We start from the raw sequence: 12991 nt of genomic DNA on the forward strand, positions 1-12991 counted from the left end.
CCACCACACTTGCAACCTATTGTAACTTTTACAATAGCTTAAATCCTTAGAATACTAAAACAATGTCGGTTTAATGTATCTCTTGCTATTCCTTTTACAATAGCTTAAATCCTTAGAATACTAAAACAAGATGATAGATTACAAGGTAAAAAGAGTTCTTTTACAATAGCTTAAATCCTTAGAATACTAAAACAGTAGAATCAATGTTGTAGTAGACCACTATCTTTTACAATAGCTTAAATCCTTAGAATACTAAAACGACTACCAACTTTTATAAATTGATTATCAACTTTTACAATAGCTTAAATCCTTAGAATACTAAAACTGCTAGGGGTTAAAGCTCTAGCAGATTTAGCTTTTACAATAGCTTAAATCCTTAGAATACTAAAACAGTGTTGATATTGTCAACTTCAATGATGTCCTTTTACAATAGCTTAAATCCTTAGAATACTAAAACTGCATAACTCTCAATCCACTGTCTGTAAATCTTTTACAATAGCTTAAATCCTTAGAATACTAAAACCTCAAATTAATTATAATATATTTTTTTAATTAATTAAAGCTAGCCAAGAAATTATACTCTAATTTTGATAAATTTATCTTCTTAATTTCTCCTATACTTTCTTCTCCTAATAATTTTAAAAATATAAGCGTAATTATAGTTTCTTTCGTAGGCAAATATTGTTTCCCTTTTGTATGGAAAGGAAGTTTTTGAAGCAAAGAGCATAATACTTCACATTTCTTAGGAACATTATTGTCTGGGTAATTTCTACAAATAGATTCATAAGTAATATCAAAGTCACCTAGCTTTATTATATCTTCGTTAACAATATAAGTATTATTAAATATTCTGTAATCTACAAATACACCTTTTTCGCTACTTGGAATTATCCATATTCCAAAATTCGAATATTTTTCTGTTAATTCAAATAATATTCTTACTAATTTTTCATATTCTCTTACCTCCATTTTGGAATCTAATCTGTCAATAATCACTCTAGTTTTTTTGCCTTCTTCTAATATTAGTTCTATTATATTTATAAATAGATCAACCACTTGCGAATCCTCTAATAACCATAAAGGAATTCTTTCTTCGACCGCGTTTGCAAAATTTATATCTATAAAGTTTTTTATTATCTTATCTAAATTAATTTCATTTATTTCAGTTTTTACAAAAATATCTGTAGTAGCTAATTTTTCCTCTATTAGATTATCTATACATATTGAAAGTTCTATCAATGATTTATCAACCTTTTCTATAACTTCATTTATTGATAATTCTATATTTAGCGATAACAAATATTCCATTAATGTAGAACCTTTTTTCGTTGTAAGTTCATCGAGAATATCCTCTGTCTCAGACAGCCTTATTACAATTATATCATTCTTTTTTAATATCTTCCCATTTTCCCTAACCTCTGGATAATATCCATTCATAGCTTCAATATCTAAATCCGAAAACCTATATCCACTAAATATTTTACAATAAACATCTAATATAATTCTAATTAAATAATTATTGCTTCCTATGATTTGAATAGCACTATCATCATCAAATTCAAATATCTTTAATCCTTTAAAATATATTTCATTCATTATATTATCACCAGGTTTTCAGAACCTAAAATCTTTTGCTTTTTCTTAGCATCACATACTATATGTACCATATCTTCAAATTGTTTTTCTGTAATTGTTAATAGTTGTATGTCTCCCTTTTGTGGGGCATTTTGTTTTATCCTATAATAAAATTTGTTAGCAAAACTTCTATTCGGACAAGTTCGTATATATACTGAATATTGAAGCATCTCAAAACCATTTTCAATTAAAAATTTTCTAAACCTTCTATAAGCCCTTCTTTCATGATCTGTAGTTGTTGGTAAATCAAATATACATATAACTCTCACAGCTACATACCTCATTTCTTTATCCCTTCTAACGTTTTAATTTTAATATTTAAAATTTGATTCTTATTATCCTTTTCAGGATCCAGATAATCAAAGCATTGGAGCACAAACTTATCTATAACAGTAGATATCTTTTGATATTGATTATCAAATCTTACCCTGAAAGAAAGTATCCCTATTAAATAAGCTCTAACTTCTTGAGAAAGAAATTTAACCTCTTCCTCAGATTCTAATAAATAATTTATTACATAGGCATCTATAACTGGTCGAAAAATTTCTAAAAAATCATCTGCCAAACAAAAAGAGTTATATTCACTTTTATGAAATATTCCCAAACATGGATTGTATCCATAACTGACAATTGCCCTTGTTATATAAGCTCTAATTATAGCATAACCATAATTTAACATTGCGTTTTCAATACAATCGATTCCTCTAGAAAAATCATTGCCAAATATCGTATTAAAATATACTTTAGCAGCATGTCCCTCTCTATTGGATGTATCTCCAGGCAATACATCTGTAATATAGTTCTGTAGTTGTATATACTTTTCTTCATTTCTCGTGAAAAGATATAATACTTCGCTTTGATTATAAATTTTATATTTAATTATTTTTTGCCATAGTTTATCTTTTACATTTTCACCCCATTGTACCTGTTTTCGCACCATTTTTACAGTTCTACTATGCTGATTAAAAGGAATATACATCCCACAAGGTATATGTTTCTTATCACAAGTAACTAATACTACATTATAAGAAGAACAAGCAGCCAGTAATCTAGTTGTAATACTAGTAGTCATTCCATCAAGAACTATTACTCCTATATCACTCAATGGAATTACATATTTATTTTCTCCTTTATGAATCTCAACATTATCTAAATAAACTTTTAAATGATCTCCATCATCCACCATCACATTTCTCCAGCTCACATATTTTACCCCCAATCAAAAACCAAAAAAGCCCCTTTCGGGGCGAATTCGGCTTAAAGCCTTATTTTAGTAGGCTCTAAGAATTTAAGCTATTGTGTAAATATTTACAATATTATAATACTATAAATCATTGATATTGTCAACTGTAAATTCTAGTTTTAGCCTCTCACCCGTAACATTGAATATATTTCCTAAAATATCAGTATGATATTTACTAAATCTTAATACTTTTTTCCCTATTGTAGGTTTGTTTCTTGGTTTAAACTCTTTTTTATCAATAGGTTTTACTTCAATTCTATTAGGGCTACCTGATATAGATGATAGGAATCTATATCTATGCTCTACTTCAGGTTCATCCTTATATGTTATGCCTACTATATCATTCTCATATAAAGAAAATAAAAATTCATAGGATTCATCTATCCCTAGCCCTCCTTTCATTTGAGAGTAAACTTTATCCTCCAAAATATATTTTCCTTCCTTAAAACTAATATCATTATACTTAATCCCTAAGTTTTTATAATCACCAGTTTCTTGATTATAATATACGTCTGTCCTAAATGGTTTTAAAGAAAGCAATATTACTTTTTTATCATCACTTACATTTTTCATCTTAGTTAATTCTATATGCTCTCCCAATTTATTGGATAAATATTTAATATCTTTAACTACAGGTCCATTGCCCTTTTTTGAATATTTTCTAATGTATCCATGTTCCCGCCTATAAGCTTCAAAAGGATTCGGGTTTTCTCCTTCATATTCATCAATAATTTTCACAAGTTTTTCAAAGGTCTTAGGATCATGTTTACGCATCAATATTTCACTTTCATTAGGATCCTCAAATTTCTTTAGATCTTTTTTAATTAGCTTAATTACCGATTTTGCTACCGCATTATCATAGATGTTTTTATATTTTTTTACTACATAATCTTCTCCATTTACCCGCCTTGTAGAATATAGTGTTGCATCTGCTATTGCCCTATTTACCTTTGTATCTATTTTATGAGAATATTTGATCTTATTTACAGCTTTATCTAAATCAGCAATAAATCCTTGCCAAGGCAACCTATATACTTCTTTATCATATTCTTTATTGCTTATTACCTTCCAAAGTTTTTTATCATATCTACCTAATTGCTGTAAAAATGGATTTCTTATAGTACCTTCACTTTGTCCTAACATATAAGTTGCAGCAACAATTGTTGCATCTACACCATGATGCTCGAAGGATTTATCTCTATCTTTTTCAATACCCCACCTTTTCCTTAATTGATAAGTAAACTTTCCTCTAATAACATGAATTTGAGTATCTTTTCCTTTTGCTTTCATAAATTCTTGGAGACCATTTAATATAACTTTAGAAGCATATCTAGTATCATTTAAATTTCTGCTAATAAATTTTTGCCTTACATCATATTTATTTATATCTTCCTCAAATGTCAATAAATCATATTTTATTTTATTTATTTTTTTGTTTTTTAATAATTTTGATGCCCTTTGTTTTATTTCATCATAATTAATTTCCTTAGAAGATACATAAAAAGCTCCAAAAGGAGTCCTTTGTCCCTTCAATTGATTAGCATATGAATACACTAACACCTTGTTATTTAGACTATCATCTAAAGATATAGATTTAGGAACTATATGATCTATTTCAAAAGTATTAGGATTGTTTACTAAATCATCAATTGATATAACTTTGCCTGTATACATACACTTTCCGTCTTGTTGGTACCATAGTCTTATTTTGGTTACTAGTTCCTTTTGCCCATGGAGTTGTGTTTCTGTAATACCATATTCATTCCTTGCTCTATTTATAGCTTCATTTTTTTCTTTTTCGTTTTGTTTTTGAATATCATTTAATTTTTTTCTCTGTTCTTTTTCATTGGTTTCGCGGGGCATTTCTATGACTATAGCTTCTAAGTCTCCATATTTTTTTATTATCGCATTAACTATTCTAATACTTTGATTAACAGATCTTCTAACAACTGGATTGTAAATTTCTTCATTTAAAAATCCCACAGGTATATACTTATAACCTTTAAAACTATCCTGTATATTCTTTTTAATCCCCTTTTCAGTTAAAATATTCATTTGATTCTTAGATTCAGAATATAATTCTTTTCTCATTTCTCTCATTATCTTTAATGAAAAGGAATGCCATCTTGCGTATGCTGATTTATTACTTTGCAAATAGGTAAAAAGCATTTGTACATCTTCATCAGTGAATTCTGGAAATTCCTCGTTGCATTTTTTCTTTAAAGTTTTGTAGTCCATGCTTAAGCTTAAAACTTCAGCTAATCTATCTTTCTTTTCAATATCATATTCTTCATAATTAATGCTAGTAACCTTTAGAAACTTTTTAATTTTCCTTTCAACTTCAAAAGTGTGAAATTCAGGCTTCCCATTCTTATCAATTCTAAATCCTTTTATATCATTTATATCATCTAATCCTGTATTTTTCTTAATTATAGTCATAATCCTTACATTATTAGAACTTAATATATCTTCTACTATGTTCTTTTTTTCTTCTTCAGTTAGTTTCCTACCTTCCACCGTAATATTGTTTAAATCATTCAGCAAATTAAATTCCTGAGCAGTAAAAGATGAAGCTGGAGCACGACGCTGATCTGGATAAATGCTACATCTCCCAATAAGTTCCTCAAAAATACTCTCAATAGTAGTTCCATCAGTCTTATATATACCGTAGTTTGTCCTATTTTTTTCATCTCCGGGTCCAACATAAAATTCCCTTTTCCTAGTGATTATATCTGTATACTTTTTTATAAACTCATCATCAATCTGTGGGTAATATTTTTTCTGTTGTCCTAATATAGCAATAGCTTCCCTTTCGTATGAACTTGTAGTAAAGACATTAATCAATATTTCTTCACTATCTTCATTTTCTACTTCTATTATTCCCCTTACCTTCCCATACTTTTCTAACCTTTCTAGCTGTATCTCACAGGGAAACTTTTCTTTAGATAATTCTTTGTTTATTTTTAAAGATTGATCTAAATTCTTTCCCTCATCCTCCATCTCATCTAAATAAGAAATTCCTCTTCTTTTAGCCAAATGAAAAAGTGCTGCATATAATTCTTCTGGGGTTAATTTTTCTTTTAAACCTCTAACTCTAAGCTCATATGGATTTAAGTTAATAGTATCTGGAGGACTAAAGCCATTTTCACTAAGAAGCTCTTCAACATTCTGAAGACGATATCTTTTTCGTCGTAGTGTTCTTCTCGCCGATCTAGCCTCTCTTCTTTGTTGATTGCTACTTGCATCAGCTGATTTGAATAATCTTACTCCCATATCAATTATTTCATTATTATCTGTATTAATTAGACTCCATCCCACGCTTGCAATTCCAATGTCTAGCCCCAATACATTGCCCATAGTTTATCACCTCTTAAATCATTTTTAAAAAGCTAACTTTCAACTCCATGTCATTTAATCTATTTCCCAACTTTTTTAGTTCTTCTTCAGTGAAAGTAAACTTTCTCATTAATATTTTACTTCTTCAAATTTCACCATTATACTATATCATTCTACAAATATTTAATATTTCCTTCTAAATTTTATATTCAAATAAATATTAACTTTCCTCCAAAATTCCATTCTTTGAACTTATACAAAGCATATTCATAAATTTTCCTTTCTCGTAATAATATATTACAATTTTAATAATATTTTGTCAATGGAATGTATGTTTTTGTGGGATTTAGTTACTGTATTATTAAAGACACCCTCTCGGATGTCTTTACTTAATGTTTCTCCTAATATACGTACTTTTCACCTAATCTTCTAATGCATCTGGATATATTACAGAGTCAATTTCTTCTCCAGTATCTACATCTTCTATTATTATTTTAGTATAAAACTCATCTCCTGAATATGCTTGATACATACCTACTGTAATTCCAACCGCAAAAGGAGTTAAATCAAAAGCATCTTCATAAGCATCTCTATCTACAATTATTTTTACTTCTCTAAAATCTTTAGTATATTTTATTCCTTTAATATAAGGTGTGTCTTCTGATTCTATTAACTCTGATAAAGATGCTTCTACTTCATCTTTCATTTCATTAATTATTTCTCCATGCTTTTTCTTTGTCATAGTTAGTGTTATTGATCCATCTTCGTTTATTTTTACTGCCTTAACTCCTTCATTTTCTGCAATATATTCTTCTTCGTTAAAATCACTAAGATCTCCAACAAGAGTTGCTGGTAGCGTTATATCTACAGTTAATAAAGATTTATCTACTGTTATTCCTTCAGACTCTTCATCATCTATTGATTCAATACTTTCATCCTCTTGGTTAGGTTTATCAGCTTCTTCTTTATTGCCACAAGCCACTAATGTTAAATTCATAACTAAAACCAAAATTAAAAATAATAAAACTTTCTTTTTCATCTTTTGCTCCTTTCTTTTTTAATTCCCTCTAATCCCTCTAATTATTATTTTGAAATCTGATACATTTGAAAACATATTATCTGTATAACATAATATTAAAGTATCGCTTTCTGTATGAGTTCCAAATACCATCTCTGCACTACATTTTGCACCTTTTAATGTAGGTTGAGGAAAATAGGTTGTATCTGCTGGATAAGTGTATGCCATATTCCCATTTTCATCTATTACTCTAAAATCCATATCTGATATATATAATTCATCTTCTTTACTAATATTTGAATAAGTATATTTTATCCTAAAAACGTTTTTGGGTTGTTTTCGCGAAAATTGGTTTCTCTCTTCTATTAACTCTACACTATCAATACTCAATGTGTAATCTCCATCTTCTGTTTTTACTTCTATGACATCTCCTAATTCAAACATGTTTTCATACTCTGGTAATTCTCCTTGTAATCTAGATTCAATGTCTACAGAATCACCTACAGCTACTTTAAATTCTACAGCAGTTTTTGAGTCAAACATATTATCATAATACATTATTTGAATTTCATCACTTTTTTCTACAGTACCTATTACCATAGAAGAAAAGTTTTTAGCTCCCAATGGTGTAGGCTGGGGATTATAATTCCCTTCTACTGGATATGTAGTACACATATTGCCGCCACTATCTACAAATTTAAAATCCATATCTGATATATAAATATCTTCATTTTCTTCTCCTATATTTTCATATAAATAATCAATTATTAAAACTTGAGCAACTTCTTTTTCTGAATACTGATTCCTTTCATCTGTTTCCTGAACTGCTAAAATTTCCAAAGCATATTTATCATCTATTACCACTCTTTCGCCTACACCATATACCTTTTGAGTAGTTTCATCTTGTTTTGTTTCCTCTTTCTTTTCTGTATTTTCAACTTTATTAATATCCTTTTTCTCTACAGAAGTTACATTTGTTTCACCACACCCAGTTAAGAGACTTAAAATTATGACTACTGATAGAATTATTGATATTTTTTTCATTTTTTCACCTCCTGGTAATAATATATTACAATTTTAATTATAATTTGTCAATGGAATGTGTGTTTTGTAATTTTAAATTACATTGTTTGTAATCATAAAAATAAAAGCCTAAGAGTTGAAATCTTAGGCTTTTACTACCACATTTTATTAATATCCTAATTTTTCAGGAGTTAATCCAATAAACATTAAAATTTCTTCCATCTCATTATAAGATATTTTCCCATTTTCATAATTAGCTTTTACATATATTAAATATTCCCTTGGGATATAATTTTCATTTGATGGAATTATTAAATCTATATTAAATCCTTCTTCCATAGTTATAGATTGAAGTTCATCTTTTCGTTCCAAAGTAGAAATATCCAATAATTGAAAATATCTTTTTTGGGAACATAAATTAAGCTGAACTAATCTTTTAAGCATGGCTTTGTAACTCACTTTAAAGTAATTATGCATCCTTATTACATGTCTAGGCTCAACATTATCTTTATCCACATTTACAGTTTTTAAAAAAATCTCCTTTACATAGTCTTCAGGCATTAAAAATTCAGCAGCAAATACATCTGCTTTCATCTCTTCTTCTTCATATTTATTTTCGTCTATAAATACTTTTTCTTTTTTTAATATATCTTTATTATACATTATGTGATATAGTTCATGAGCTCCTGTATAACGTTCATGACCTAAGCTAAAACTACTATTTAGATATACTACGAAACGATCCTCATAATAGGTAATAAATCCAGAAAGCCCTTCTACATCTAAGGGTTTTCTAATTAGAAATGCTATTTCTGAAAGAATGTCAAATATATCTGATAACCCTTTTTTAGCAAATTTGATTCTAGTTTCTTCTGCTAATTCCTTGATTTTTAATCTAAATAATTCATCGGGAATATTTATATTTTTTTTCATAAAATTTATCCTTCCTTCCCTATAAAACGATGCTATTTTTTTGTATCATATACAATATTATAGACTATGGTTAAGAATCTTCTTTTTATCCTGTCAAAGCCTTCTCCTAAATTTATCAATATATTAATATTTCTCTTTCTTATATATCTTTTCTTGTTCTATAAATATTTTCACCATTTCCTGAAGTTGTGAAATTTCTTTTAATGTATTTTGAGAATAGTTTTTTCTCCTAAAGAAGGTTACCAAATCCTCTGATTCTTCTTCATCAAAAAAATCATCCATATCTACACCAAATACATCACTTATAGCTTTTAATTCTATAGCAGAAATAGATCTACTGTTGTTTTCAATTTTGCTTAATGTTTCTCTACTCATATTTATACCAAGTTGAGCAAGCTCTTCTACTACTTTTGATTGGCTTAAGCCTCTCTCTTCTCTAAATGCTTTTATCTTTTTACCAATCTCATATTTAGGCATAAAAAAACCTCCTTGTAATATAATATTACAAAAGAGGTTTTAGTTTGTCAATATAACTTATTTTATAGTCAATTCTTGTTACCTATTAAAAATAAATTTCTACTTTATAATTCTTTTTGAGTTCTTCTGCTTTATCTAAGTATAGTTGTTGTTGCTTCATCAATATTAATTGTTGATTAATCTGTCCTTTTACTTCATCTAATGGGCTAATGCTTGGTTCTTTTTTATAATCTAATTTGATTAAGTGATATCCAAATTGAGTTTTTACAGGTTTACTTATTTCCCCTTCCTCCATGGAAAAAGCTACTTCTTCAAACTCTGGTACCATTTTACCTCTACTAAATTTACCTAAATCTCCACCATTGGCTTTTGATGGACAATTGGAATATTTGCTAGCTGCATCTTCAAAGGATGTACCGTTATCTATCTCATCAAGTACTTCATTAGCTTTCTCTTCATCATCTACTAATATATGACTAGCTCTAGCCATTTCTGGCCTTTGGAAAAAATGCTTATTTTCATTATAGAACTTTTCAATTTCTTCTTCTGATACAGTTATTCCTTCAAATAATTTATTAATTGCGTATTGTTTTAAAACACCTATTTTGATTTTTTCCAATTCCTCTTTAAAAGCTTCTTCTTCATCTAAATTTTTTTCAATAGCATCTAAATATAGAAGTTCTTGATTTACTAGCTCATTAGCTATTTGATTTATACCTTCTGGTGAGCTAAATTGAGCTGCAACTTGTGGATCTAATTGATTTAAAAATCCATATACATCTTGACTAGTTATATCTTTTCCGTTAACCGTTGCTAATACTTTGTTTTCACTCATTTTTTAAATTCTCCTTCTTAGTTTATTTATAATTACCTCAACTCATTGAACGTATCATATTGCTAGTTTGATGTCAAGCAATTATATCTTTCAATGGCACTCTCTAAAATTGTAGATAGGAATTCTGGGGCATCCATGCCAGCTGCTTTTGCTGAATATCCCATATATCCATGATGTACTTCAATTTTTCCCTCTTCACTCTTCCTTGACTCCATAGTCAAACCAGCGTAAGTATTAATTTCTAAAAAATAAGGTACATTATCTTTTCCTACAATCATGTCAATTCTAGCATAATCCTTAGCATTTAATATCTTATATATTTTTAGTGCTATGTCCTTTATATTATTTTCTACTTCTTTTGGAAATTCGGCTGGGCATTTAATTATTTCGTTATCATACATTTTATGCTGAAAAGTATTGGTTTTAGCAGAATTATATTGGATTTCTACAATTGGAAGTACTTTTGGATTATGATATCCTATGATTCCTACAGTAATTTCTCTACCTTCTATAAACTCTTCAATTAATGCTGCTTGCCCTAACTTTTTAGTAATCTTATCAACTACCTTAGGCAACTGTTCATACTTATAAATAATATTTTCTTCATCAATACCGGCACTTCCTCTTCCTTCTATCGGTTTAACAAATAAGGGATATTCTAAATCTATTTCAGGTATTTTATCCGAACTTTTAGCTACTGTAAATTTAGGTGTTGGTAATTCATTGTATGCTACTAATTCTTTTCTAGTAGCTTTATTTAAAGAAACCAAATCTAATCCAGAACCCACATAAGGTATTTCAAATGTTTCTAAAAAAGCAACTTCCCTTAAACTTGATGCATTAAATATTATATCCACATTGTTTTTTTTAATATCTTCATATGTTTCTATTGGATCCTTCTTCCATTCAATCATAGCCACATCGTAGCCTGCTTCTTTTAAAGCACAAAAATGATGATACGCTTCTTCATAAGCATCATCGTAAACTTCATCTGGTGTAAATTTCATCTGTTGTTCTACATTTCTAAATTTTCTCCATAGTATACCGACTTTCATATAAAAACCTCCTCTGTCATTCCCATAATGTCAATTATATAATTTATTATCACATTTAACCTGAATTATATTTAAAAATAAAATCGCTCTATATTAACATTATATCAAAGTTTAACATATCCTTCAAATAGGAGCATGTTTAAATAATCCTCCTGTTAAATATTTAACTAAAAATTCTGTTTCAAATTTTTCAAGATTTCTTCCTTTTGCTCTAGAGTCAACATTAAATTTTTCATCATAAAGATCTATGATATAAGTTATTTCATCATGATTAATATTAAACCTTTTTGCCAAAGCTTCTAATGGAACAAGTCCTGTTGGAATGTCTTCTTCAACATATCTTTTTTGAGGCACCGACATTTTTTGATACGTTGGAGTTCGTCTAATAGCAGAACATATAGATTCTCCTTCTATTCTTCTAACATCATAAGTTATATCTAACCAATGTTGTGCTGAAAAAACAGCAGTACTAATTTCTTTTAAATAATCTTGTTTTAAAGTCTTTAAATTTGCTATATTATCTATATTTTCTTCTAATTGAGCTTTTCTAATCTTATTCATTATTTCTTTCCATCTTTCTTCACGTGGAGAAAATGAACATCCAAAAACTGATAAATTCAAGTAGTATGCAATATTAAGTCTAGTTTGATCTATTGCTTCTATACACTTTCCTACATCACTCTTTTCAGCTATTCCTTGCATATAAAAGGAATAAGCCTTCCCTTTTCTTTCGTATTCTTTTATTTCTTCATAATTTAATACATAAGGTGCTACATGGAATACTGCACCTATATTGCCTAATGATGTACTAGCAGGAATTTGGTTATATAAAACTTGTGGGAAAATTTGTTTAATTAAATCAATATCTTCATCTTTAAACTCCCCTTCTAGAGAAGCTACCAAATTCTTTTTTCTTCTTTTAATAAGTACGCTACCTGGTGATAAAGATTTAGATGAATAAGGTAATGTCGAAAAACAAACAACAGGATAATCCATCCCTAAAATACTCCAAATATATGGAGGAGTCAATGTTCTACTACAACCTAATACTAATGGAATTCTTTTTTCTACCATTCCTGCTTCTTTAAGTTTTGTAACTGTTTCCTCAACATAGTGTGAAGGATGAGAAATAACAATAATATCTGAATAATCAATTAATTTTTCTAAATCATTTCCTACTTTGCTATTTTTAAGTTCAATAAATTGGGATTTTTCTCCTATAATATCATCTGGTCTTTCTAGCATAATCCCATTATTCTTATTTACTTCATTTATAAATTCCAATCCTCGCTGTGAAGATCTAGCATATCCATAGACATTGTACCCCTTTAAAAGAAAATCTGCTAAAAATGCTTTTCCACTTTGTGTACTTGCTCCATATATACCTATCTTCATATTCAAACTCACTTCCTTTCTTTTTCGCTATGCCAATATTT

The 12991-nt window shown here is 28.5% G+C and carries 11 protein-coding genes and 1 CRISPR repeat array (1 of these 12 only partly in view); all 11 genes read right to left on the reverse strand.

Features of this window, described 5'->3' with window-relative positions; genetic code table 11:
• Nucleotides 1–523: direct repeats of the CRISPR family, unit length 36 nt; unit sequence CTTTTACAATAGCTTAAATCCTTAGAATACTAAAAC (it extends 2620 nt beyond the left edge of the window).
• A 29-nt stretch (nt 524–552) separates the two neighbouring features.
• Nucleotides 553–1596: a CRISPR-associated protein Csn2-St gene (gene csn2-St, locus JL105_RS06930; RefSeq protein WP_132026827.1), complete on the reverse strand. Its 1044-nt coding sequence runs from the start codon at nt 1594–1596 to the stop codon at nt 553–555.
• Complete coding sequence (gene cas2 / locus JL105_RS06935) at nt 1596–1919, reverse strand: CRISPR-associated endonuclease Cas2 (RefSeq protein WP_132026829.1); 324 nt, start codon at nt 1917–1919, stop codon at nt 1596–1598. Before cas2 ends, csn2-St begins: the two co-directional genes overlap by 1 nt.
• Entirely contained in the window at nt 1916–2839 is a 924-nt protein-coding gene (gene cas1, locus JL105_RS06940; RefSeq protein ID WP_132026831.1) for a type II CRISPR-associated endonuclease Cas1, read from the reverse strand. Before cas1 ends, cas2 begins: the two co-directional genes overlap by 4 nt.
• A gap of 120 nt (nt 2840–2959) precedes the next feature.
• Nucleotides 2960–6235 (reverse strand): type II CRISPR RNA-guided endonuclease Cas9, encoded by a 3276-nt coding sequence (cas9, locus tag JL105_RS06945; protein WP_132026833.1) that lies wholly within the window; start codon nt 6233–6235, stop codon nt 2960–2962.
• A 400-nt stretch (nt 6236–6635) separates the two neighbouring features.
• Nucleotides 6636–7253, reverse strand: coding sequence for a hypothetical protein (locus JL105_RS06950; protein WP_132026835.1), 618 nt, complete (start codon nt 7251–7253; stop codon nt 6636–6638).
• A gap of 18 nt (nt 7254–7271) precedes the next feature.
• Complete coding sequence (locus JL105_RS06955) at nt 7272–8276, reverse strand: hypothetical protein (RefSeq protein ID WP_132026837.1); 1005 nt, start codon at nt 8274–8276, stop codon at nt 7272–7274.
• A 147-nt stretch (nt 8277–8423) separates the two neighbouring features.
• Complete coding sequence (locus JL105_RS06960) at nt 8424–9188, reverse strand: ImmA/IrrE family metallo-endopeptidase (protein WP_132026839.1); 765 nt, start codon at nt 9186–9188, stop codon at nt 8424–8426.
• Nucleotides 9189–9311: 123 nt separating this feature from the next.
• Complete coding sequence (locus JL105_RS06965; RefSeq protein ID WP_132026841.1) at nt 9312–9665, reverse strand: helix-turn-helix domain-containing protein; 354 nt, start codon at nt 9663–9665, stop codon at nt 9312–9314.
• 85 nt (nt 9666–9750) lie between these two features.
• Nucleotides 9751–10500, reverse strand: a complete 750-nt coding sequence (locus tag JL105_RS11450) for a peptidylprolyl isomerase (protein WP_132026843.1) — start codon at nt 10498–10500, stop codon at nt 9751–9753.
• A gap of 62 nt (nt 10501–10562) precedes the next feature.
• Nucleotides 10563–11555, reverse strand: a complete 993-nt coding sequence (locus JL105_RS06975; protein ID WP_132026845.1) for a D-alanine--D-alanine ligase family protein — start codon at nt 11553–11555, stop codon at nt 10563–10565.
• Between the two features lie 123 nt (nt 11556–11678).
• On the reverse strand, nt 11679–12950 hold the full coding sequence (locus JL105_RS06980; protein WP_132026846.1) for an NAD/NADP-dependent octopine/nopaline dehydrogenase family protein: 1272 nt from the start codon (nt 12948–12950) through the stop codon (nt 11679–11681).
• Between the last annotated feature and the right edge of the window lie 41 nt (nt 12951–12991).

This window comes from Keratinibaculum paraultunense, from assembly GCF_016767175.1.
Taxonomy (GTDB): domain Bacteria; phylum Bacillota; class Clostridia; order Tissierellales; family Tepidimicrobiaceae; genus Keratinibaculum; species Keratinibaculum paraultunense.

Bases quoted from the DNA above. Each gene is read 5' to 3' on its own strand.
- JL105_RS11450 (WP_132026843.1), bottom strand. From the start codon at position 10,500: ATGAGTGAAAACAAAGTATTAGCAACGGTTAACGGAAAAGATATAACT.
- cas2 (WP_132026829.1), bottom strand. From the start codon at position 1,919: ATGAGGTATGTAGCTGTGAGAGTTATATGTATATTTGATTTACCAACA.
- cas9 (WP_132026833.1), bottom strand. From the start codon at position 6,235: ATGGGCAATGTATTGGGGCTAGACATTGGAATTGCAAGCGTGGGATGG.
- JL105_RS06965 (WP_132026841.1), bottom strand. From the start codon at position 9,665: ATGCCTAAATATGAGATTGGTAAAAAGATAAAAGCATTTAGAGAAGAG.
- csn2-St (WP_132026827.1), bottom strand. From the start codon at position 1,596: ATGAATGAAATATATTTTAAAGGATTAAAGATATTTGAATTTGATGAT.
- JL105_RS06960 (WP_132026839.1), bottom strand. From the start codon at position 9,188: ATGAAAAAAAATATAAATATTCCCGATGAATTATTTAGATTAAAAATC.
- JL105_RS06955 (WP_132026837.1), bottom strand. From the start codon at position 8,276: ATGAAAAAAATATCAATAATTCTATCAGTAGTCATAATTTTAAGTCTC.
- JL105_RS06950 (WP_132026835.1), bottom strand. From the start codon at position 7,253: ATGAAAAAGAAAGTTTTATTATTTTTAATTTTGGTTTTAGTTATGAAT.
- JL105_RS06975 (WP_132026845.1), bottom strand. From the start codon at position 11,555: ATGAAAGTCGGTATACTATGGAGAAAATTTAGAAATGTAGAACAACAG.
- JL105_RS06980 (WP_132026846.1), bottom strand. From the start codon at position 12,950: ATGAAGATAGGTATATATGGAGCAAGTACACAAAGTGGAAAAGCATTT.